Source organism: Cupriavidus laharis (genome assembly GCF_914271435.1).
Classification (GTDB): Bacteria; Pseudomonadota; Gammaproteobacteria; order Burkholderiales; family Burkholderiaceae; genus Cupriavidus; species Cupriavidus laharis.
On sequence record NZ_CAJZAI010000010.1, the window covers coordinates 82,626 to 102,964 of the forward strand.

Here is a 20,339-nt window from a genome sequence, read left to right on the forward strand (position 1 = left end):
TCCGGGGGCGGCGAATAAATCTGACTGAGAAGGAAAACCCATGATCAAGCGACTGTTGCTCCCCTTCCTCGCTGTAGCAGCCTTTGCCGGCGCCGCCCATGCGCAGGTTTCGGCGCAGGATGCCGCCAGCCCCGACGCACTGGTCAAGACCCTGGTCAACGAAGTGATGACCAGCGTCAAGAGCGACAAGGACATGCAGGCCGGCAATATCGCCAAGATCACCGCGCTGGTCGAGCAGAAGATCCTGCCGAACGCGAACTTCCAGAAGACCACGCAGATCGCCATGGGCCGCAACTGGTCCAAGGCCACGCCCGAGCAGCAGAAGGTGATCACCGACGAGTTCAAGACGCTGCTGATCCGCACCTACGCCGGCGCCATTGCGCAGATCCGCGACCAGACCGTGCAATACAAGCCGTATCGCGGTTCGCCTGACGACACCGATGCCACGATCCGCACCCAGGTGATCAACAAGGGCGAGCCGATCCAGCTCGACTACCGCCTTGAGAAGACCGCGCAGGGCTGGAAGGTCTATGACATCAATGTGCTGGGCGCCTGGCTGACCGAGGCCTACAAGGGCAGCTTCAATACCATCGTCGGCCAGCAGGGCGTGGATGGCGTGATCAAGACGCTGCAGGACCGCAATCGACAACTGGCGAACGCCAAGAGCTGATGCCGTGGGGCAGGCTGGCGCTGCATTGCAGCACGCATCGCCAAACTGCCTTACAATAGCCGTACGCACACAAGCTCCCGCCTTCCGGCGGGAGCTTGTGTTTCCGGACCCCCTCTGGCATTCCCGATCCGACTTCTCCAATGCTCTCGCTTGGCACCTCGCTGACCAACCAGAACGCCGCCGCCGTGCTGCGTGATGGACTGTCGCGCGTTGCGCAAGGCGAAACGCAGGTGGACTGCTCCGCGCTGGAGCAGGTGGATTCGTCCGCCGTGGCCGTGCTGTTGGCCTGGCAGCGTACCGCTGCCGCCCGCCATGGCAAGCTGGCACTGAGCAGCGTGCCGCCGCAGTTGGCCGAGCTGGCTTCGCTGTACGGCGTCGACAACCTGCTGGGTCTGGCGCCGCAGGCGGCCTCGCACCGACATTGAACCGGCATCCCTGACCGCGCGCCTCAACAGCGGTCATCCGGATGCCCCGGCCGCCGCCTGAAGCGGTGGCCGCGTCCCAAGCGGGAGTCTCCCCGCATCCCCTATAATTCCGGGTTGTTCGCCCATTCCCCCGCAGCACTTCGGGCCGGGTCAGGGTAGCCCGGGCACCAGTTGGTCCCCATTTCCAGACGGCCGGTCCCAGGCGGGCCAGCCCCAGACATTTGGCCATGAAAGCCATCGAACTCACCGACGTTCGCAAGCGCTACAGCAACCTGCAAGCGCTAAAGGGCGTCAGCTTCACCGTCGAGCGCGGCGAATTCTTCGGTCTGCTCGGCCCCAACGGTGCCGGCAAGACCACGCTGATTTCCATCCTGGCGGGCCTGAACCGTGCCGATTCCGGCCGCGTCAGTGTGCTGGGGCACGATGTCGTGTCCGACTACCGCATGGCGCGGCGTATGCTCGGCGTGGTGCCGCAGGAACTTGTGTTCGACCCCTTCTTCACCGTGCGCGAGACGCTGCGGCTGCAGTCCGGCTACTTCGGCCTGACGCGCAACGACGACTGGATCGACGAGATCATGGCCAACCTCGATCTCACCAACAAGGCCGACGCCAATATGCGCCAGCTTTCCGGAGGCATGAAGCGGCGCGTGCTGGTGGCACAGGCGCTGGTGCACCGTCCGCCCGTGATCGTGCTGGACGAACCCACCGCTGGCGTCGATGTGGAATTGCGCCAGACGCTGTGGAAGTTCATCTCGAGGCTGAACCGGGAAGGGCACACGATCATCCTGACCACGCATTACCTGGAAGAGGCCGAAGCGCTGTGCGACCGCATCGCCATGCTGAAATTCGGCGAAGTGGTGGCACTGGACCGCACCAGCAACCTGCTGACGCAGTTCGCCGGCCTGCAACTGGTGCTGACGTTCTCGCGCGGCACGTTGCCCGCGGCGCTGGAGCCACTGCGCATGCCGGCCAATCCGGGCGAGCGCGCGGTGCGCTTGCGCCTGTCGGGCTACCCGGCCGTGGAACCCATCCTGGCCGCCTGCCGCGAGGCGGGCTGTGAAATCGAAGACATGGAAATCAACAAGGCCGATCTCGAGGATGTGTTCGTCCAGATCATGCGCCGCGAGGGCCACATGCCCGGTGCATTGCCCGACCAGGCCATGGAGGCCGCGGCATGAAGCAGCCAGGCGATATCGAAGTGCTCGACGGCACGCGGCTCGCGCCGATGGCGGTGGGTGGGCTGGTAGGCTTCCGCACGCTGCTCTACAAGGAAGTGCTGCGCTTCTGGAAGGTCAGTTTCCAGACCGTGGCCGCGCCAGTGCTCACGGCCGTGCTGTACCTGCTGATCTTCGGCCACGTGCTGGAAGACCGCGTCAAGGTCTATGACCAGATCAGCTACACCGCCTTCCTGGTGCCAGGGCTGGTGATGATGAGCGTGCTGCAGAACGCCTTCGCCAACAGTTCTTCGTCGCTGATCCAGTCCAAGATCACCGGCAACCTGGTGTTCGTGCTGCTGCCGCCGCTGTCGCACTGGGAGATGTTCGGTGCCTACGTGGTGGCCTCGGTGATCCGCGGGCTGTCCGTCGGGCTGGGCGTGCTGCTTGTGACCGCATGGTTCGCCAACCTGCATTTCGCCAACGTGGGCTGGATCCTCATGTTTGCGCTGCTGGGCGCTGGCATCCTGGGCACGCTTGGACTGATCGCCGGCATCTGGGCGGAAAAATTCGACCAGCTGGCCGCATTCCAGAACTTCCTGATCATGCCCGCGACGTTCCTGTCGGGCGTGTTCTATTCCATCCATTCGCTGCCCGCCTTCTGGCAGGCGGTGTCCCATGCCAACCCGTTCTTCTACATGATCGACGGCTTCCGCTATGGCTTCTTCGGCGTCTCGGACGTGTCGCCGATGTTCAGCCTGGCGGTGGTCGGCGCAGCCTTCGTGCTGCTCGCGGCGCTGGCGCTGCGCCTGTTGAAGTCGGGTTACAAGCTGCGTCACTGAAACTGAAACGCGGCCATCCACACAGAAGAGAAGATAGACATGCTGCCTACTCCGGAACAAGTCAGGGATTACATTGCCCAAGGATTGCCCTGCGAACACCTGGAAGTCGAGGGTGACGGCCAGCACTTCTTTGCCACCATCGTCAGCGCCGAGTTCGACGGCAAGCGGCTGATCCAGCGCCACCAGCGCGTGTACGCCGCGCTCGGCGAGCGCATGCGCGCCGAGATCCATGCGCTGTCGATGAAGACGCTGACGCCGGCCGAGTGGCAGGCGGGCGCCGGCAAGTAAGGGCCGGCAGCTTCACAGATCCGAGCCGCGTGCCTGGCGCGTGCGGCTCCCGCGATAACGATGCCGGACGTGCCTGACCCGTCCGGCAGCAACTGACAGAACATGGACAAATTCCAGATCCAGGGCAATGGCCCGCTCAAAGGCGAGATCCGTGTTTCCGGCGCGAAGAACGCCGCGCTGCCGATCCTCTGTGCCGGCCTGCTGACGACCGACACCGTCACCATCGACAACGTGCCGAACCTGCAGGACACGCGCACCATGCTCAAGCTGCTGCGGCAGATGGGCATGCACGCCGAACTCAATGGCGCGACGGCCACGCTCACGGGCACGGACATCAGTTCGCCCGAAGCGCCGTACGAGCTGGTGAAGACCATGCGTGCGTCGATCCTGGTGCTCGGGCCGCTGGTCGCGCGCTTCGGCGAGGCCCGGGTTTCGCTGCCCGGCGGCTGCGGCATCGGCGCGCGCCCGGTGGACCAACACATCAAGGGCCTGCAGGCCATGGGTGCCGAGATCAATATCGAGCACGGTTTCATCCATGCCCGCGCGAGCCGGCTGAAGGGCGCGCGCGTGGTGACGGACATGATCACCGTGACCGGCACGGAAAACCTGCTGATGGCCGCGACCCTCGCCGACGGCGAGACGGTGCTGGAAAACGCCGCGCGCGAACCCGAGGTGACCGACCTCGCCAACCTGCTCGTCAAGATGGGCGCGAAGATCGACGGCATCGGTACCGACCGGCTGGTCGTGCAGGGCGTCGACAAGCTGCATGGCGCGCAGCACTCGGTCGTTGCCGACCGCATCGAGGCCGGCACCTTCCTGTGCGCGGCCGCGGCCACGCTGGGCGACCTGGTCCTGCGCGATATTCCTCCGCTGATCCTCGACGCCGTGCTGATCAAGCTGCGCGAGGCCGGTGCCAACGTGGAAACCGGCGACGACTGGATCCGCCTGAGCATGCCGCACCGCGCGCAGGCCGTGAGCTTCCGTACCTCGGAGTATCCGGCCTTCCCGACCGACATGCAGGCTCAGTTCATGGCGCTCAATGCCGTGGCCGATGGCACCGCGCGCATCACCGAGACGATCTTCGAAAACCGCTTCATGCACGTGCAGGAGCTGAACCGCCTGGGCGCGAACATCACCGCCGAGGGCAATACCGCGGTGGTGACGGGCGTGCCGCGCCTGTCCGGTGCGAGCGTGATGGCGACCGACCTGCGCGCCTCGGCGAGCCTGGTCATTGCCGGCCTGGTGGCCGACGGCGACACCGTGATCGACCGCATCTACCACCTGGACCGCGGTTACGACCGCATGGAAGACAAGCTGTCGGCAGTTGGCGCCAAGATCCGCCGCATTGCCTGAGGAACCCGATGAGCCCCGCTTTCAACGCTTCGCCCAGCCAGCTCACCCTGGCGCTTTCCAAGGGCCGCATCTTCAAGGAAACGCTGCCGCTGCTCGAGGCCGCAGGTATCCGTGTTACCGAGGATCCGGAGACTTCGCGCAAACTGATCCTGCCGACCTCCGATCCGGCCGTGCGCGTGATCATCGTGCGCGCCTCCGACGTGCCGACCTACGTGCAATATGGCGCCGCCGATTTCGGCGTGGCCGGCAAGGACGTGCTGATGGAGCACGGCATGATCGGCCTGTATGCGCCGATCGACCTGAACATCGCCCGCTGCCGCATGTCGGTCGCGGTGCCGGCCGGGTTTGACTACGCGAATGCGGTGCGCCAGGGCGCGCGCCTCGCGGTAGCCACCAAGTATGTGCAGACTGCGCGCGAGCACTTTGCCAAGAAGGGCGTGCACGTCGACCTGATCAAGCTGTACGGCTCGATGGAGCTTGGGCCGCTGGTTGGCCTGTCCGATGCCATCGTCGACCTGGTCAGCACGGGCGGCACGCTGCGCGCCAACAACCTGGTGGAAGTGGAAGAGATCGTGCAGATTTCGTCGCGCCTGGTGGTGAACCAGGCGGCGCTAAAGCTCAAGCGCGAAAGGCTGACGCCGATTCTCGACGCGTTCGAGAAGGCATCGGCGGCGCTGGCCTGAGGCCGGCGTCCCAGATAGGAATGGAGTCATGAACGCAACCGAAATGGAAAACGTGTCGATCCGCCGGCTCGATTCGAGCGAGCCGGGCTTTGCCCAGGCGCTGCGCGAAGTGCTGGCCTTCGAGGCCGGCGAGGACGAGGCCATCGACCGCGCCGCGGCGCAGATCCTGGCCGACGTGAAGGATCGCGGCGATGCCGCGGTGCTCGAGTACACGCAGCGGTTTGACCGGCTTGAAGCCGCGTCGATGGGCGCGCTGGAACTTTCGCAAAGCGAACTCGAAGCTGCGCTCGAAGACCTGGAGCCCAAGCGCCGTGCCGCGCTGGAAGCCGCCGCCGCGCGCGTGCGTGCCTACCACGAGAAGCAGAAGATCGAATGCGGCAGCCATAGCTGGGAATACACCGAAGCCGATGGCACCATGCTGGGCCAGAAGGTCACGCCGCTGGACCGCGTGGGCATCTACGTGCCCGGCGGCAAGGCCGCGTATCCGTCGTCGGTGCTGATGAACGCGATTCCGGCGCGCGTGGCCGGCGTCAAGGAAATCATCATGGTCGTGCCGACGCCCGGCGGTGTGCGCAATGAACTGGTGCTGGCTGCCGCGCAGATCGCGGGCGTGGACCGTGTGTTCACCATCGGCGGCGCGCAGGCGGTAGGTGCGCTGGCCTACGGCACGGCCACGCTGCCGCAGGTCGACAAGATCGTCGGCCCCGGCAATGCCTACGTGGCTGCGGCCAAGCGCCGCGTGTTTGGCACGGTCGGCATCGACATGATCGCGGGCCCGTCGGAAATCCTGGTGATCTGCGACGGCACGACCGATCCGGACTGGGTGGCGATGGACCTGTTCTCGCAGGCCGAGCACGACGAACTCGCGCAATCGATCCTGCTGTGCCCGGACGCGGACTACATTGCGCAGGTGGAAGCCAGCATCCAGCGCCAGCTTGACAGCATGCCGCGCCGCGAGGTGATCGCGGCATCGATCTCGGGCCGTGGCGCGCTGATCAAGGTGCGCGACATGGAGGAGGCCTGCGAGATCGCCAACGCGATCGCGCCCGAGCACCTGGAGATTTCCGCCGAGAACCCGCGCCAGTGGAGCGAGAAGATCCGCCACGCCGGCGCTATCTTCCTGGGCCGCTATACCAGCGAATCGCTCGGCGACTATTGCGCCGGCCCCAACCACGTACTGCCGACCTCGCGCACCGCACGCTTCTCGTCGCCGCTGGGCGTATATGACTTCCAGAAGCGTTCGAGCCTGATCGAGGTGAGCGAGGGCGGGGCGCAGATGCTGGGCCAGATTGCCGCCGAGCTGGCGTATGGCGAAGGCCTGCAGGCCCACGCGCGCAGCGCCGAATATCGTTTCAAGCGTAGTTGAACGTATGCCCGTCGTCCCCGCGAAGGCGGGGACCCAGTGACTTTTCTGTTCCCGAAGGCGGGCTGTGAAAGACGCTGGATTCCCGCCTTCGCGGGAATGACGGTAGTAGTTTGTGTCTTGCCACCAGAGCGAAAGCTCCTATAGAGGAAATCTCATGTCAGCCGTAGACGCTTCCCTGATCGAGCGAATCATCCGTGACGACGTGCGCGCCATGGGCGCCTACCACGTGCCGGATTCGCATGGTCTGGTGAAGCTCGATGCCATGGAGAACCCGTACCGCCTGCCGCCCGAGCTGCGCGCCGAACTGGCCGCGAGGCTCGGCGAGGTGGCGCTGAACCGCTACCCCGTGCCAAGCAGCGAGGCGCTGCGCGCGAAGCTGAAGGCAGTCATGCAGGTGCCGGCCGGTATGGAAGTGCTGCTCGGCAATGGCTCGGACGAAATCATCAGCATGCTGGCGCTGGCCGCGGCCCGGCCGGGTGCGAAGGTGATGGCGCCGGTGCCCGGCTTCGTGATGTATGCGATGTCGGCGCAGTTCGCCGGCCTGCAGTTCGTGGGCGTGCCGCTGCGCGCGGACTTCACGCTGGACCGCGAAGCGATGCTGGCCGCCATGGCCGAACACCAGCCCGCCATCGTCTACCTGGCTTATCCCAACAACCCGACCGGCAACCTGTTCGATGCCGTCGACATGGAGGCCATCGTCCGCGCCGCACAGGGGCCGGCGTGCCGCAGCCTGGTGGTGGTGGACGAAGCCTACCAGCCGTTCGCGCAGGAAAGCTGGATGCCGCGCCTGACGGAGTTCGGCAATCTGCTGGTGATGCGCACGGTGTCCAAGCTCGGCCTGGCCGGTATCCGCCTGGGCTATGTGGCCGGCGACCCGCAATGGCTGGCGCAGCTCGACAAGGTGCGTCCGCCCTACAACGTCAATGTGCTGACCGAGGCGACCGCACTGTTCGCGCTGGAGCATGTCGCGGTGCTGGACGAGCAGGCGGCACAGTTGCGTGCCGAGCGCACGCGCGTGGCGCAGGGCATGGCCGCCTGCGCCGGCGTGACCGTGTTCCCGAGTGCGGCAAATTTCCTGCTGGCGCGCGTGCCGGATGCGGCACAGGCGTTCGACCGGCTCCTTGCCCGCAAGGTGCTGATCAAGAACGTGAGTAAAATGCACCCATTGCTGGCCAACTGCTTGCGCGTCACGGTCAGCACTCCCGAAGAAAACGCGCAGTTCCTTGAGGCATTCGCAGCGTCGCTGCAGGATTAACACCATGCGTGTTGCAGAGGTCACCCGCAATACTTCGGAAACGCAAATCCGCGTTTCCCTGAACCTTGACGGCACCGGACGCCAGAAGCTGGCGTCCGGCGTGCCGTTCCTCGACCACATGCTCGACCAGATTGCCCGCCACGGCATGTTCGACCTGGAAGTCGAGGCCACCGGCGATACGCATATCGACGACCACCACACCGTGGAAGACGTCGGCATCACCCTTGGCCAGGCTGTCGCCAAGGCCATCGGCGACAAGAAGGGCATTACCCGCTACGGCCACAGCTACGTGCCGCTGGACGAATGCCTGTCGCGCGTGGTGATCGACTTTTCCGGCCGCCCCGGGCTGGAGTTCCATGTGCCGTTCACGCGTGCGCGCGTGGGCAGCTTCGACGTGGACCTGACCATCGAGTTCTTCCGTGGTTTCGTCAATCATGCCGGCGTGACCTTGCATATCGACAACCTGCGCGGCATCAATGCCCACCATCAGTGCGAGACCGTGTTCAAGGCCTTCGGCCGGGCACTGCGCATGGCGGTGGAGCTGGACCCGCGCGCGGCGAACACCATTCCATCGACCAAGGGCACGCTCTGACCGGCTGCTGAACCGAAGGCGTGCCGGCTGGTTGCGGCGCCCGCTGACCGAACTTCGCGACACAGGGCCGGGGCACCGGCCACCCGCAACCGATGGATACGCTCAAGTCGTTCATTTCGCTGCTGGCGCTGATCAATCCGATCGGCGCCATTCCGTTTTTCATCAGCCTGACCAGCCAGCAGTCGGAGGCGGAAAAGCTGCGCACCATCAAGATCGCCTCGGTCTCGGTGGCCATCGTGGTGGCGATGTCGGCCTTGCTGGGCCAGCAGATCATCGAGTTCTTCAATATCTCGGTGGCGTCGCTGCAGGTGGGCGGCGGGCTCATCATGATCATGATGGCCATGAACATGCTGAACGCCCAGACCAGCCGGACCAAGGCCACGCCGGAGGAAGAGGACGAGGCCGAAGTCAGGTCCAGCATCGCGGTGGTGCCGCTGGCGCTGCCGCTGCTGACCGGCCCCGGTTCGATCAGTACGGTGATCGTTTATGCAGGCAAGACGCAGCACTGGTACCAGCTGCTGATTCTGGTTGGAATCGGCGTGGTGCTGGGCGCGGTGGTGTACGCGGTGTTCCGCGCGGCGGATCCGATTGCCCGGGTGGTGGGGCGTACCGGCATCAATATCGGCACGCGGCTGATGGGCCTGATCCTGTCGGCGCTGGCCGTTGAATTCATTGTGGACGGGCTGAAGACATTATTGCCTGTTTTGAAATCATGACTACCATAGCAATTGTGGATTACGGCATGGGCAACCTGCGCTCGGTGGCGCAGGCCTTGCGTGCCGCGGCGCCCGAGGCGGATGTGCGCGTGGTGGATGCCCCGGAAGGCATTCGCAGCGCCGACCGCGTGGTGTTGCCGGGGCAGGGCGCCATGCCGGACTGCATGTCGGCGCTGGGCGCTTCGGGGCTGCAGGAGGCGGTGCTCGAAGCGGCCGCCAGCAAGCCGATGTTCGGTGTGTGCGTTGGCGAACAGATGCTGTTCGAGTACAGCAGGGAGGCCAGGGCCGGCACCGACAGGACGCCTTGCCTCGGCCTGATGCCAGGCGAAGTCGTCCGCTTCGAGCTGGACGGGATGACCCAGCCGGACGGTTCCCGCTACAAGGTGCCGCAGATGGGCTGGAACCGTGTGAAGCAGACCCGGCCCCATCCGTTGTGGGATGGCATCCCGGACGAAAGCTGGTTTTATTTCGTGCACAGCTACTTCGTGCACGCGCAGGACCCGGCCCATATCGCCGGCGAAACGGAGTATGGGGTCGTGTTTACCAGCGCGGTAGCACGCGATAATATTTTCGCCACGCAGTTCCACCCCGAAAAGAGTGCAGCCATGGGGCTGCAGCTTTACCGGAACTTCGTGCACTGGAATCCCTGAAGATCCGATCCGAGCCAGTCAACGCCATCCAGGAATGCTTGCCTATTGACCCGGACTGACCGGCCGTTGGCCGGTCTGGCTCAATCTCTCTCACTCAACCACGCTCGTCACGATTATGTTGCTCATTCCGGCCATCGACCTGAAGGACGGTCAGTGTGTACGCCTCAAACAAGGCGACATGGACCAGGCCACCGTCTTTTCCGAAGATCCCGCCGCCATGGCACGCCATTGGGTCAATCAGGGTGCGCGCCGCCTGCACCTCGTGGACCTGAACGGCGCATTTGTCGGCAAGCCCCGCAATGAAGCTGCCATCAAGGCCATCATCGCCGAAGTCGGCGACGAGATCCCGGTGCAGCTGGGCGGTGGCATCCGCGACCTGAATACCATCGAGCGATGGCTGGATGACGGGCTGTCCTATGTCATCATCGGCACCGCCGCAGTCAAGAATCCGGGCTTCCTGAAGGACGCGTGCTCGGCCTTCGGCGGCCATATCATCGTCGGCCTGGATGCCAAGGATGGCAAGGTCGCGACCGATGGCTGGAGCAAGCTGACCGGCCACGAAGTGGCGGACCTTGCCCGCAAGTACGAAGACTATGGCGTGGAAGCCATTATCTATACCGATATCGGCCGCGACGGCATGCTGCAGGGGATCAATATCGATGCCACCGTGAAGCTGGCGCAATCGATGTCGATTCCGGTCATCGCCAGCGGCGGGCTGTCCAACCTGGCCGATATCGACAACCTTTGCGCCGTGGAGAACGAGGGCGTTGAAGGCGTCATCTGCGGCCGTGCCATCTACTCCGGCGATCTTAATTTCACCGACGCGCAGGCGCGCGCGGACAAGCTGACCGCCGGGGAATAAGCCAACGCGCCCTGCGGGGCGCCGCCGCCGCCGGGCCGCAACCAGGCTCGCGGCGGACAAGGAATCTCATGCTAGCCAAACGTATCATCCCCTGCCTCGATGTGACGAACGGGCGGGTGGTCAAGGGCGTCAACTTTGTCGAGCTGCGCGATGCCGGCGATCCGGTCGAAATCGCGCGCCGCTATGACGAACAAGGCGCCGATGAAATCACTTTTCTGGACATCACCGCGACCAGTGACGGACGCGACCTGATCCTGCATATCATCGAAGCGGTGGCTTCGCAGGTCTTCATCCCGCTGACAGTGGGCGGCGGCGTGCGCGCCGTGGAAGACGTGCGGCGCCTGCTCAACGCCGGTGCGGACAAGATCAGCGTCAATTCGTCGGCCATCGCCAATCCGCAACTGGTGTCGGACGCCACCGGCAAGTACGGCTCGCAGTGCATCGTGGTGGCCATCGACGCCAAGCGGAGCTCGGCGCCGGGCGAGCCGCCGCGCTGGGAGGTGTTCACCCACGGCGGGCGCAAAGCCACGGGCCTGGACGCGGTGGCGTGGGCCAAGGAAATGGCGGCGCGCGGCGCTGGCGAAATCCTGCTGACCAGCATGGACCGCGACGGCACCAAGAGCGGTTTCGACCTGGAGCTGACGCGTGCCGTCAGTGACGCGGTGCCGGTGCCGGTGATTGCCTCGGGCGGCGTCGGCGGCCTGCAGGACCTGGCTGACGGCATCAGGCTCGGCCATGCCGACGCGGTACTCGCCGCCAGCATCTTCCACTATGGCCAGCATACGGTTGGCGAGGCGAAGGCATTCATGGCCCGCGAGGGCATCCCCGTGCGGATCTGATCATGGCAAAGAAGTGGCTCAACAAGGTCAAATGGGACGATAACGGCCTGGTGCCGGTGATCGTCCAGGAAGTCGGCACCAATGACGTGCTGATGTTCGCGTTCATGAACCGCGATGCGCTGCAGAAGACCGCGGAACTCGGCGAGGCCGTGTTCTGGTCGCGTTCGCGCAAGCGCTTGTGGCACAAGGGCGAGGAGTCCGGCCACGTGCAGAAGGTGCACGAGATGCGCCTGGACTGCGACGAAGACGTGGTGCTGCTCAAGGTCACGCAGGTCGACAACATTGCGTGCCACACTGGCCGGCATTCCTGCTTCTTCCAGAAGTTCGAGGGCGATGCCGAGAACGGCGACTGGCAGACCGTCGAGCCGGTGCTCAAGGATCCTTCCCAAATCTACACGGCAAAACCATGACCGAATCCCACTCCGCCGGCGCCGACGTGCTGGCGCGCCTGGCCGCGGTGCTGGAATCGCGCAAGCCGGAAAACGGCGGCGACCCCGAGAAATCGTACGTGGCCCGCCTGTTCCGCAAGGGCGACGATGCCATCCTCAAGAAGATCGGCGAGGAAGCCACCGAGACCGTGATGGCCGCCAAGGATGCGCGTGCGGCCGGCAAGACCGGTGCGGAAGCGGACAAGGTTGTCTACGAGGTGGCGGACCTGTGGTTCCATACCATGGTGCTGCTGGCCAACTTCGGCCTGACGCCGGCGGATGTCGTCAACGAACTGGCGCGCCGCGAAGGGCTGTCCGGCCTTGAGGAAAAGGCCAGCCGCCCAGACCAGGGCTGACGGCGCGATCCCACGGCGGCTGCGACGGATACGGGAGGGCGAGCATGGCGAACGACTACACCGGGCAGGTCACCATCAACGACAGCGAACGGCTGGGCAGCCTGCGCAAGCTGATGCATATCCTTTATGCGCTGTATGCCATCTTCTGGCTGACGGGCGGCGTGACGGCGCTGATCGCCATCATCGTCGACTACGTCAAGCGCGACGATGCGCGCGGCACGCTGTACGCGTCGCACTTTGCGTGGCAGATCCGCTCATTCTGGTGGTCGGTGGCCTGGGCAATCCTTGGCGGCGTGTTTTTCGTCAGCGTGGTGCTGATTCCGCTTGCCATCGCGGTGTGGAGCGTCCTGTCTCTCTGGATGCTGTATCGTATCGTCAAGGGCTGGCTTTACCTCAACGACAGCAAGCCGATGTACCCGGAACAGAGCTTCTAGCGCCCGGTACATCGCGGCGGTTGGTGTGCGCCCGACATCGCAACGAAAACTTCATGAATTCCCAGGATAATTGCATCTTCTGCAAGATTGTGGCCGGCCAGATCCCGTCGCGGAAAGTCTATGAAGACGACGACATGATGGCCTTCCACGATATCCACCCGAAGGCGCCGGTACACTTCCTGTTGATCCCCAAGTCACATGTCGACTCGCTGGCGGCGTGCGGTCCAGCCGAAGGAGAGGTGCTTGCTAGAATGATGTTGAAGGTGCCCGAACTGGCTCGCGCGGCGGGCTGTGGCAATGGCTTCCGGACGGTGATCAATACCGGACAGGATGGCGGCCAGGAGGTCTACCATCTGCACCTGCATGTGCTGGGTGGGCCGCGCAACCAATGGAAGGTGCCTCTGCCCTGAGCGGGCAGACTGGCATGAGGAGCCGGACCGCCTGCGCGGGCCGGACGCTGCGCCGGCAACCGTCGCCCGGCGCGGCCAATTTCGGACGGAACAACGGGTCCGGGCGGCAACTGGTACTGCCCGCGGCTTCATCAGGAGCAAGAAATGGGTTCGTTTAGCATTTGGCATTGGCTGATCGTTCTGGTGATCGTCATGCTCGTCTTCGGCACCAAGAAGCTGCGCAATATCGGCCAGGACCTGGGCGGCGCGGTGAAGGGCTTCAAGGACGGCATGAAGGAAGGCACCGACGACAAGCCGGCGCAGGCCAAGGAACTGCGTGATTCCACCACGATCGATGTGGACGCCAAGGAAAAGAGCCGCCAGCAATAAGCCTGGCACTGCGACTTTTCTACTTTCCGCCCAGTCCCTGCACCGAGTGGTTGCACGCCCGATGATTCCCGCCCCGGCTGTTTTCTGCCTGACGCCCGCATGATCGACCTTGGCATTTCGAAGCTGGCGCTGATCGGCGCCGTGGCGCTGATCGTGATCGGCCCCGAGCGCCTGCCCCGCGTGGCGCGGACGGTGGGCGCGCTGGTCGGGCGCGCGCAGCGCTATATCAATGACGTCAAGGCTGAAGTCAGCCGCGAGGTCGAACTCGAGGAACTGCGCAAGATGCGTACGGAATTCGAGGACGCTGCACGCGACGTCGAGCGCACGATCCACAAGGAGGTCAGCGAGCAGACGCAGGCGCTGAACGAGGCGCTGGGCGGCATTGATGGATCTGCCCAGTCTGGCGAGGAGGCCTCGGACATCGTGCCGAGCTGGCACTCGGCTCACAAGTCGCACAACGGCCGCAAGAGCTGGCGGGTCAAGCAGGGCGCACGCCCGCTCTGGTTCAAGCGCCAGAACAATGTCCGCGTCTGGGCGCAGTCCGGCGCCGCACGCGTCAAGCGCCACCGCCCGGCTGCCGGACGAGCCCGATCCTTCTTCGAATGAGCCTGGCCGGGCAGCAGCACGCTTGCCGCCCGCGCCGTCGCGATGCCTGCCGCGCAAGCGGTGCCACCGAAATCCAATTGCCAGCCGCCGCGGCTGAGCGGTCCACGCCATGAGCGACAACCGGTCCAACGATCCCCAAGACGAATCGCAGCAGGAAACCTTCATTTCCCACCTGATCGAGCTGCGCGAGCGGCTGGTCAAGGCAGTGGCCGGCATCATCCTGGTCTTCGTGGGCCTGGTGTACTGGGCACCGGTCATCTTCAACCTGTTCGCGCGGCCGCTGATGGAATCGCTGCCAAAGGGCGGAAAGATGATCGTGACCGATGTGACCGGCTCCTTCTTCGTGCCGATGAAGGTCACGCTGCTGGTTGCTTTCCTGATCGCGTTGCCGTGGGTGCTGTACCAGGTCTGGCAGTTTGTCGCGCCGGGCCTGTACCAGCATGAGAAGCGGCTGATCCTGCCGCTCGTGAGCAGCAGCTACGTGCTGTTCCTGTGCGGGGTGGCGTTCGCGTACTTCCTGGTCTTCCCGACTGTGTTCCATTTCATGGCGCACTACAACGCGCCACTCGGCGCGGACATGTCGACGGATATCGACAAGTACCTGAGCTTTGCCATGACCACGTTCCTGGCATTTGGCATCACCTTCGAAGTGCCGGTGGTTGTGATCGTCCTGGTGCGCTTTGGCGTCGTGGAGCTTGAGAAGCTCAAGCAGATCCGTCCCTATGTAATCGTCGGGGCCTTCATTATTGCCGCCGTTGTCACGCCGCCGGACGTGCTGTCCCAGCTGCTTCTCGCCGTGCCGCTGATTGCGCTGTACGAACTCGGGCTGCTCATGGCGCGCTTTGTAGGGAAGCCCGAAACCAGCACTGATGCTGCAGGAGAAACGCAGGCTGATTGAATCTGTGGGGCAGTGGAAGTGGTTGTTTTGCACCAAAATGGGGAATTCGTTCCCCATTTCTGTTGTTCAGTCACAACAAAAGGCATCCGTATACGCAGTTTACGCCGAAAAAGCCTTCTGACGGCCGGGGGCGCTGGCCCATAATACGCAGCAGACGTGAAGCTAAATGCGTCGCCCAAGCACTTGGGCAACCAAGATTTCCCAATCAGTTGACAAGGAAAGTGTCGATATGAAGATGAAACTGTTTGCTGCTGCCGTTGCCGCTCTGGCCGCCGGCGGCGCGTATGCCCAGTCGAGCGTAACCCTGTACGGTGTGGTTGACGCTGGTATCGAATATCAGAACAACCAGCCTGCTGTTCCGACGCAAGGCATCTCCAATGGTCATAGCGTGACTCGCCTGATCTCGGGCGGCCAGTCAGGCAGCCGTTGGGGCCTGCGTGGCGTGGAAGACCTGGGCGGCGGCCTCAAGGGTCTGTTCGTGCTGGAAAGCGGTTTCTCCGTTGACGATGGCAAGATGGGCCAGGACAGCCGTCTGTTCGGTCGTCAGGCTTTCGTCGGTCTGGGCAGCCAGTACGGCCAGCTGACCCTGGGTCGTCACCAGACCCCGTTCTATGACTTCGGTCTGCAGTTCGACCCGATGGCCATTGCGTCGAACTACTCGATCACCGCTCAAGATGGCGCTTTCCAGAGCCGTGCTGACAACTCGCTCAAGTACATGGGTACGTTCGGCGGCCTGACCGTCAATGCCCTGTACAGCTTCGGCTGGAACACCGGCGGCCAACCGGTCGTGGTTAACGGTGTCACGGTTGCCGGCAACAACGGTGAGGTTCCGGGTACTTGGAAGATCGGCCGTGAGTACAGTGTGGGCCTGACCTACGCTGCTGGCCCGTTCGCGGTCGGCGCCGTGTATGACGAAACCAACCAGGGCTTCGCCAACAACGTCAATCCGGACGCAACCCTGCGCCGCGCTTCGCTGGCTGGTACGTACGCCTTCGGTCCGGCCAAGCTGTTCGCTGGCTACCGTTGGGCCAAGGGCGTTGACATGGGCACGATTCCGTTCCTGGGCAACACCAGCCTCCAGGCAATCAGCGGCGCGAAGGCGTCGTCGAACCTGTACTGGCTGGGCGCTGGCTACCAAGTCACGCCGGCCTTCTCGCTGACCGGCGCGGCTTACTACCAGGACTTCCGTGGTGCCAAGGCTGATCCGTGGCTGTTCGTGGCTACGGCCGACTACGCCCTGTCGAAGCGTACCGACGCTTACCTGAGCCTGGCTTACGCCTACAACCGCGACAACTCGAACCTGGGCGTTCAAGGCCTCGGCAAGACCAACGTTGACGCGACCGGCAAGGGCGACAGCCAGTTCGGCGCTACCGTTGGTATCCGCCACAAGTTCTAATCTGACGCGGGCCTGAGCCCGCTGTAGATTGGCTTGAAGAACGCCGGCATCCGAAAGGGTGTCGGCGTTCTGCTTTGTATGGTGCCGCTCTGAGGGAGTGACTGCATCGGGTGTGCTGGAGTTGCGTGTGCGCGTAGCGGCCGGGGGGCGCCCTATGGGAGGATCGCGGGCGACAGGAGGGCGTTCGCAAGAGGGCGGCTGAAGGCTGGAGTCTTGCGCCCGTTGCCACGCAGCGCATGGACAGTAAAGGTGCGTGTTTGACCATCCGTCGTGCGGGCCCGATCATGCGGGCACTTGCCCTTGCCACAGTGCCCGCGGGTACTGCTGGCGCTGGCGTCAGACTCGCCGTTCACTCGCTTGGGCAGACCTATCCAGTGCACGGCAACAAAAAACCCCGCCATCCGGGGCGGGGTTTCTGGTCACGCAATCACGGACGAGGCGATCGCCCTATTTATTCCTCATCATCAAACGGCAGCGCGCGGCGAGGCGGCGGAGGCCGCTTGCCGATGGTCACGGTCAGCTCGGCCGGTTTGCCGCGGCGGATTACCTTCATCTTGATGTCCACGCCAGGTTTGAGCTGGGCGATTGCATTCAGAAGCGCCGTGGTATCGGTGATCGGCTGGCCATCGACCGACGTCAGCACGTCGCCTGGCTTCATGCCCGCCTTGTCGGCCGGACCACTTTGCACTACAGCCGCGATCAGCGCCCCTTCCTTGGCGTCGAGACCAAACGATTCGGCAATCTCGGGCGTCATGTCCTGTGGCTCCACACCGATCCAGCCGCGCGTCACGCTGCCAGTCGAGATGATCGATTCCATCACCTGCTTGGCCGTCGATACCGGAATCGCGAAGCCGATGCCGAGCGAGCCGCCAGAGCGTGAATAGATCGCGGTGTTGATGCCCAGCAGGTTGCCCTGCGCATCGACCAGCGCCCCGCCGGAATTGCCGGGGTTGATGGCCGCGTCCGTCTGGATGAAGTTCTCGAAGGTGTTGATGCCAAGATGGCTGCGGCCCAGCGCCGAGACAATGCCCATCGTCACGGTCTGGCCGACACCGAACGGGTTGCCGATTGCCAGCACCACGTCGCCAACCTTCACATTTTCCAGCCTGCCCAGCGTGATAGCCGGCAGGTCCTTCAGTGTGACCTTCAGCACTGCCAGGTCGGTCTCCGGGTCCGAGCCCACCACCTTGGCGTTGGCCTTGCGCCCGTCGGTCAGCGCGACCTCGATTTCATCGGCCCCATCCACCACGTGGTGGTTGGTTAGAATGTAACCCTCGGCACTGACAATGACGCCCGAGCCCAGGCTGGACACCGGCTCCTGGCGTTCGGGCAGGCGATCGCCGAAGAAGAAGCGGAACCACGGATCCTCCGCCTGCGGATGGGGCGAGCGCCGGGAGCCGTTCTTGCTCGTAAAGATATTCACCACGGCGGGCATGGCCTGCCGGGCAGCTTCGCTGTAAGACCCTTCCGCGGCGCCGCCGGCCACGTTGGGCACAACTTCCTTCAGCGCCACGATAGGCGACCCCGACTGCACCGCGACGCGCCCCCTCTGGAGCCACTCGGGCTTGAGCGTGGCCACAACGAACCAGACTGCCAGCACGACGGTGACAGCCTGGGCAAAGAACAGCCAAAAGCGCCGCAACATATTGGAGTTTGAGCAAAAAATGAAGACTAAAGAGCTGGAATTGTACTTGAACGACCTGTTGGAGGTTTCCCGCTACAAGGACTATTGTCCCAATGGCCTGCAAGTGCAAGGCAACGCCGAGATCACACACATCGTGACCGGGGTGACGGCCAGCCTGGCTCTGGTCGAGGCGGCCATCGAAGCCGGCGCGCAGGCCATTCTCGTGCATCACGGCTACTTCTGGAAAAACGAAGATGCGCGCGTGGTCGGCCAGAAGCATGCGCGCCTCAAGCGGCTGCTGGCTGCGGATGTCAACCTGTTCGCTTATCACCTGCCGCTCGACAACCACCCGGAATTCGGCAACAACGCCCAGCTCGCATTGCAACTCGGCTTCACCCCGACGGGCCGCTTCAGCGATGACCAGCTCGGCTGGACCGGCACGCTGCCTTCGCCGATGCCGCTGCAGGCGCTTGCCGCGCACGTGGGCGGTGTGCTCGGGCGCGACCCGCTGGCCATTGGCGAGCCTGACCAGATGATACGCACGGTAGGGTGGTGCACCGGCGGTGCGCAAGGCTATTTCGATGCCGCCGTTGCAGCAGGCGTCGATGCCTACCTGAGCGGCGAAGTCTCCGAGCAGACCACGCACCTTGCGCGCGAAAGCGGCGTGGCTTATCTCGCAGCCGGGCATCATGCGACGGAGCGCTACGGCATCCGCTCGCTCGGCGAGCACGTGGCCCAGCGCTTCGGCTTGCACCACACCTTCATCGATATTCCCAACCCTGTTTGACACATATCAAGAAAAACGGCCCCCATCGGGGCCGTTGTCTTGTCAGAATCCTGCTTTCGCCAAGATCAGGACTGGCGTGTTTTCAGGCTGTCGCGAATTTCGCGCAGCAGGACGATGTCCTCCGGCGTCGGCGGCGGTTCCGCCGGAGTGGCCGGTTCTTCCGCCCGCATCTTATTGAATGCCCGCACCATCAGGAAAATGATGAAGGCAAGAATCAGAAAGTTGACAACGATAGTCAGGAAATTGCCATAAGCAAACACCGGCACGCCGGCTTTTTTCAACGCATCGAGCGTCATCGCCGTGCCCGCAGGCGGTTCTGCCAGCGTGACGAACATATTGGAGAAATCCAGCTTGCCAATGATGCGGCCGATCACCGGCATGATCAGGTCATTGACGACCGAATCCACGATTTTCCCGAATGCCGCGCCAATGATTACGCCGACCGCAAGGTCGATCACGTTGCCGCGCATTGCGAAGGTCTTGAACTCCGACATCATGCTCATGGGGCTTTCTCCTTCTTGTTACAAGCAATGAACGCCTTCAAGCCCAGAAGCCTGCCGCATCAGTGAGCGGAAATCAAGCTTGCATGCAACTATCAGTGCGTTCGACCGATAATCGTACATGCGCATTGGGTTTTTCGCCTATCTCGCGCGGAGGTGCCTCATGTACAATTTACGGTTGACGCAAAATCTAAATTGACTTCCCCTGGGGTTTGGAATGAGTGACCAGCAAGACGTGAAGAGCGTGGATAAAGGTCGCCGCAATTGGTTGATCGCGACATCCGTCGCTGGCGGCGTCGGAGGCGTAGCGGTAGCGGTTCCTTTCGTCAGTACCTTTGCACCATCCGAGAAGGCCAAGGCGGCCGGCGCGCCAGTGGAAGCCGATATCGGCGCCCTCAAGCCCGGCGAGATGATGACGGTTGAATGGCGCGGCAAGCCGGTCTGGATCCTGCGCCGCACTGACGAAATGCTGGCGTCGCTCAAGAAGACCGACAGCGAAGTCGCCGATCCCAATTCCGACGTTCCGTTCACGATGCAGACGCCCGAGTACTGCAAGAACGAAACCCGCTCCCGCGCGGATCACAAGGACCTCCTGGTCGTCGTGGGCATCTGTTCCCACCTTGGTTGCTCGCCTTCGGGCCCCTTCCCCGCCGGTGCCAATCCCCAGCTCGGCACCGATCCCGGTTTTCTCTGCCCCTGCCATGGCTCCACCTTCGACCTGGCCGGCCGCGTCTTCAAGAACAAACCGGCTCCGCAGAATCTCGATGTCCCCCCATACCAGTTCCTGACCGACACCAAGATCGTGATCGGCAAGGATGAAAAAGGAGAAGCTTGAT

26 protein-coding genes are annotated in these 20,339 nt (G+C 63.7%); 24 read left to right on the top strand and 2 right to left on the bottom strand.

Annotation, left to right across the window (positions count from 1 at the left end):
- The first annotated feature begins 40 nt into the window (after positions 1–40).
- From LDO29_RS19580 to LDO29_RS19685, 22 genes are all read left to right on the top strand, one after another.
- Positions 41–670: an MlaC/ttg2D family ABC transporter substrate-binding protein gene (locus LDO29_RS19580; RefSeq protein WP_224081431.1), complete on the top strand. Its 630-nt coding sequence runs from the start codon at positions 41–43 to the stop codon at positions 668–670.
- A 140-nt stretch (positions 671–810) separates the two neighbouring features.
- Complete coding sequence (locus LDO29_RS19585) at positions 811–1,095, top strand: STAS domain-containing protein (protein ID WP_224081432.1); 285 nt, start codon at positions 811–813, stop codon at positions 1,093–1,095.
- Positions 1,096–1,322: 227 nt separating this feature from the next.
- On the top strand, positions 1,323–2,273 hold the full coding sequence (locus tag LDO29_RS19590; RefSeq protein ID WP_224081433.1) for an ABC transporter ATP-binding protein: 951 nt from the start codon (positions 1,323–1,325) through the stop codon (positions 2,271–2,273).
- Positions 2,270–3,091, top strand: a complete 822-nt coding sequence (locus LDO29_RS19595; protein ID WP_224081434.1) for an ABC transporter permease — start codon at positions 2,270–2,272, stop codon at positions 3,089–3,091. Before LDO29_RS19590 ends, LDO29_RS19595 begins: the two co-directional genes overlap by 4 nt.
- 39 nt (positions 3,092–3,130) lie before the next feature.
- Positions 3,131–3,379 (top strand): BolA family protein, encoded by a 249-nt coding sequence (locus tag LDO29_RS19600; protein ID WP_224081435.1) that lies wholly within the window; start codon positions 3,131–3,133, stop codon positions 3,377–3,379.
- 102 nt (positions 3,380–3,481) lie between these two features.
- A complete protein-coding gene (murA, locus tag LDO29_RS19605; RefSeq protein WP_224081436.1) occupies positions 3,482–4,732 on the top strand; it encodes a UDP-N-acetylglucosamine 1-carboxyvinyltransferase in 1,251 nt (416 codons plus the stop codon).
- Between the two features lie 8 nt (positions 4,733–4,740).
- Complete coding sequence (gene hisG, locus LDO29_RS19610; protein ID WP_224081437.1) at positions 4,741–5,415, top strand: ATP phosphoribosyltransferase; 675 nt, start codon at positions 4,741–4,743, stop codon at positions 5,413–5,415.
- A 28-nt stretch (positions 5,416–5,443) separates the two neighbouring features.
- Positions 5,444–6,781 (top strand): histidinol dehydrogenase, encoded by a 1,338-nt coding sequence (hisD, locus tag LDO29_RS19615; protein WP_224081438.1) that lies wholly within the window; start codon positions 5,444–5,446, stop codon positions 6,779–6,781.
- A 154-nt stretch (positions 6,782–6,935) separates the two neighbouring features.
- Entirely contained in the window at positions 6,936–8,036 is a 1,101-nt protein-coding gene (gene hisC / locus LDO29_RS19620; RefSeq protein WP_224081439.1) for a histidinol-phosphate transaminase, read from the top strand.
- A 4-nt stretch (positions 8,037–8,040) separates the two neighbouring features.
- Complete coding sequence (gene hisB / locus LDO29_RS19625) at positions 8,041–8,628, top strand: imidazoleglycerol-phosphate dehydratase HisB (RefSeq protein ID WP_011299252.1); 588 nt, start codon at positions 8,041–8,043, stop codon at positions 8,626–8,628.
- Positions 8,629–8,720: 92 nt separating this feature from the next.
- Positions 8,721–9,344 (top strand): YchE family NAAT transporter, encoded by a 624-nt coding sequence (locus tag LDO29_RS19630; protein WP_224081440.1) that lies wholly within the window; start codon positions 8,721–8,723, stop codon positions 9,342–9,344.
- Entirely contained in the window at positions 9,341–9,994 is a 654-nt protein-coding gene (gene hisH, locus LDO29_RS19635; protein ID WP_224081441.1) for an imidazole glycerol phosphate synthase subunit HisH, read from the top strand. The genes LDO29_RS19630 and hisH overlap by 4 nt, the downstream gene beginning before the upstream one ends.
- A gap of 115 nt (positions 9,995–10,109) precedes the next feature.
- Positions 10,110–10,856, top strand: coding sequence for a 1-(5-phosphoribosyl)-5-[(5-phosphoribosylamino)methylideneamino]imidazole-4-carboxamide isomerase (gene hisA, locus LDO29_RS19640; RefSeq protein WP_224081442.1), 747 nt, complete (start codon positions 10,110–10,112; stop codon positions 10,854–10,856).
- A 68-nt stretch (positions 10,857–10,924) separates the two neighbouring features.
- Entirely contained in the window at positions 10,925–11,695 is a 771-nt protein-coding gene (hisF, locus tag LDO29_RS19645) for an imidazole glycerol phosphate synthase subunit HisF (protein ID WP_211949893.1), read from the top strand.
- Between the two features lie 2 nt (positions 11,696–11,697).
- Entirely contained in the window at positions 11,698–12,105 is a 408-nt protein-coding gene (hisI, locus tag LDO29_RS19650) for a phosphoribosyl-AMP cyclohydrolase (protein ID WP_224081443.1), read from the top strand.
- Positions 12,102–12,479, top strand: a complete 378-nt coding sequence (locus LDO29_RS19655) for a phosphoribosyl-ATP diphosphatase (protein ID WP_224081444.1) — start codon at positions 12,102–12,104, stop codon at positions 12,477–12,479. The genes hisI and LDO29_RS19655 overlap by 4 nt, the downstream gene beginning before the upstream one ends.
- Before the next feature lie 44 nt (positions 12,480–12,523).
- Positions 12,524–12,913, top strand: a complete 390-nt coding sequence (locus LDO29_RS19660) for a DUF4870 family protein (protein WP_224081445.1) — start codon at positions 12,524–12,526, stop codon at positions 12,911–12,913.
- Between the two features lie 53 nt (positions 12,914–12,966).
- Entirely contained in the window at positions 12,967–13,323 is a 357-nt protein-coding gene (locus tag LDO29_RS19665; protein ID WP_224081446.1) for a histidine triad nucleotide-binding protein, read from the top strand.
- 144 nt (positions 13,324–13,467) lie between these two features.
- Positions 13,468–13,692 (top strand): Sec-independent protein translocase subunit TatA, encoded by a 225-nt coding sequence (gene tatA, locus LDO29_RS19670; RefSeq protein WP_224081447.1) that lies wholly within the window; start codon positions 13,468–13,470, stop codon positions 13,690–13,692.
- A 99-nt stretch (positions 13,693–13,791) separates the two neighbouring features.
- Positions 13,792–14,298 carry a Sec-independent protein translocase protein TatB gene (gene tatB / locus LDO29_RS19675; RefSeq protein WP_224081448.1) on the top strand — a complete coding sequence of 169 codons (507 nt, stop codon included), beginning with the start codon at positions 13,792–13,794 and terminating at the stop codon, positions 14,296–14,298.
- A gap of 109 nt (positions 14,299–14,407) precedes the next feature.
- Complete coding sequence (gene tatC / locus LDO29_RS19680) at positions 14,408–15,196, top strand: twin-arginine translocase subunit TatC (protein ID WP_224081449.1); 789 nt, start codon at positions 14,408–14,410, stop codon at positions 15,194–15,196.
- A gap of 229 nt (positions 15,197–15,425) precedes the next feature.
- Positions 15,426–16,592, top strand: a complete 1,167-nt coding sequence (locus tag LDO29_RS19685; RefSeq protein WP_224081450.1) for a porin — start codon at positions 15,426–15,428, stop codon at positions 16,590–16,592.
- A gap of 451 nt (positions 16,593–17,043) precedes the next feature.
- Here LDO29_RS19685 and LDO29_RS19690 read toward each other — a convergent pair whose 3' ends face one another.
- Entirely contained in the window at positions 17,044–18,237 is a 1,194-nt protein-coding gene (locus LDO29_RS19690; protein WP_224081451.1) for a Do family serine endopeptidase, read from the bottom strand.
- Positions 18,238–18,256: 19 nt separating this feature from the next.
- Here LDO29_RS19690 and LDO29_RS19695 point away from each other — a divergent pair, with 19 nt between their 5' ends.
- Complete coding sequence (locus LDO29_RS19695) at positions 18,257–19,003, top strand: Nif3-like dinuclear metal center hexameric protein (protein WP_224081452.1); 747 nt, start codon at positions 18,257–18,259, stop codon at positions 19,001–19,003.
- A 65-nt stretch (positions 19,004–19,068) separates the two neighbouring features.
- Here LDO29_RS19695 and mscL read toward each other — a convergent pair whose 3' ends face one another.
- Positions 19,069–19,506, bottom strand: coding sequence for a large conductance mechanosensitive channel protein MscL (gene mscL, locus LDO29_RS19700; protein WP_290369607.1), 438 nt, complete (start codon positions 19,504–19,506; stop codon positions 19,069–19,071).
- 214 nt (positions 19,507–19,720) lie between these two features.
- On the opposite strand from mscL, the gene petA reads away from it, so the two are divergent.
- Complete coding sequence (gene petA, locus LDO29_RS19705) at positions 19,721–20,338, top strand: ubiquinol-cytochrome c reductase iron-sulfur subunit (RefSeq protein ID WP_224081453.1); 618 nt, start codon at positions 19,721–19,723, stop codon at positions 20,336–20,338.
- Position 20,339 lies beyond the last annotated feature (1 nt).

Coding starts and splice junctions, on each gene's coding strand:
- LDO29_RS19580 (WP_224081431.1), top strand. CDS start 41: ATGATCAAGCGACTGTTGCTCCCCTTCCTCGCTGTAGCAGCCTTTGCC.
- LDO29_RS19585 (WP_224081432.1), top strand. CDS start 811: ATGCTCTCGCTTGGCACCTCGCTGACCAACCAGAACGCCGCCGCCGTG.
- LDO29_RS19590 (WP_224081433.1), top strand. CDS start 1,323: ATGAAAGCCATCGAACTCACCGACGTTCGCAAGCGCTACAGCAACCTG.
- LDO29_RS19595 (WP_224081434.1), top strand. CDS start 2,270: ATGAAGCAGCCAGGCGATATCGAAGTGCTCGACGGCACGCGGCTCGCG.
- LDO29_RS19600 (WP_224081435.1), top strand. CDS start 3,131: ATGCTGCCTACTCCGGAACAAGTCAGGGATTACATTGCCCAAGGATTG.
- murA (WP_224081436.1), top strand. CDS start 3,482: ATGGACAAATTCCAGATCCAGGGCAATGGCCCGCTCAAAGGCGAGATC.
- hisG (WP_224081437.1), top strand. CDS start 4,741: ATGAGCCCCGCTTTCAACGCTTCGCCCAGCCAGCTCACCCTGGCGCTT.
- hisD (WP_224081438.1), top strand. CDS start 5,444: ATGAACGCAACCGAAATGGAAAACGTGTCGATCCGCCGGCTCGATTCG.
- hisC (WP_224081439.1), top strand. CDS start 6,936: ATGTCAGCCGTAGACGCTTCCCTGATCGAGCGAATCATCCGTGACGAC.
- hisB (WP_011299252.1), top strand. CDS start 8,041: ATGCGTGTTGCAGAGGTCACCCGCAATACTTCGGAAACGCAAATCCGC.
- LDO29_RS19630 (WP_224081440.1), top strand. CDS start 8,721: ATGGATACGCTCAAGTCGTTCATTTCGCTGCTGGCGCTGATCAATCCG.
- hisH (WP_224081441.1), top strand. CDS start 9,341: ATGACTACCATAGCAATTGTGGATTACGGCATGGGCAACCTGCGCTCG.
- hisA (WP_224081442.1), top strand. CDS start 10,110: ATGTTGCTCATTCCGGCCATCGACCTGAAGGACGGTCAGTGTGTACGC.
- hisF (WP_211949893.1), top strand. CDS start 10,925: ATGCTAGCCAAACGTATCATCCCCTGCCTCGATGTGACGAACGGGCGG.
- hisI (WP_224081443.1), top strand. CDS start 11,698: ATGGCAAAGAAGTGGCTCAACAAGGTCAAATGGGACGATAACGGCCTG.
- LDO29_RS19655 (WP_224081444.1), top strand. CDS start 12,102: ATGACCGAATCCCACTCCGCCGGCGCCGACGTGCTGGCGCGCCTGGCC.
- LDO29_RS19660 (WP_224081445.1), top strand. CDS start 12,524: ATGGCGAACGACTACACCGGGCAGGTCACCATCAACGACAGCGAACGG.
- LDO29_RS19665 (WP_224081446.1), top strand. CDS start 12,967: ATGAATTCCCAGGATAATTGCATCTTCTGCAAGATTGTGGCCGGCCAG.
- tatA (WP_224081447.1), top strand. CDS start 13,468: ATGGGTTCGTTTAGCATTTGGCATTGGCTGATCGTTCTGGTGATCGTC.
- tatB (WP_224081448.1), top strand. CDS start 13,792: ATGATCGACCTTGGCATTTCGAAGCTGGCGCTGATCGGCGCCGTGGCG.
- tatC (WP_224081449.1), top strand. CDS start 14,408: ATGAGCGACAACCGGTCCAACGATCCCCAAGACGAATCGCAGCAGGAA.
- LDO29_RS19685 (WP_224081450.1), top strand. CDS start 15,426: ATGAAGATGAAACTGTTTGCTGCTGCCGTTGCCGCTCTGGCCGCCGGC.
- LDO29_RS19690 (WP_224081451.1), bottom strand. CDS start 18,237: ATGTTGCGGCGCTTTTGGCTGTTCTTTGCCCAGGCTGTCACCGTCGTG.
- LDO29_RS19695 (WP_224081452.1), top strand. CDS start 18,257: ATGAAGACTAAAGAGCTGGAATTGTACTTGAACGACCTGTTGGAGGTT.
- mscL (WP_290369607.1), bottom strand. CDS start 19,506: ATGAGCATGATGTCGGAGTTCAAGACCTTCGCAATGCGCGGCAACGTG.
- petA (WP_224081453.1), top strand. CDS start 19,721: ATGAGTGACCAGCAAGACGTGAAGAGCGTGGATAAAGGTCGCCGCAAT.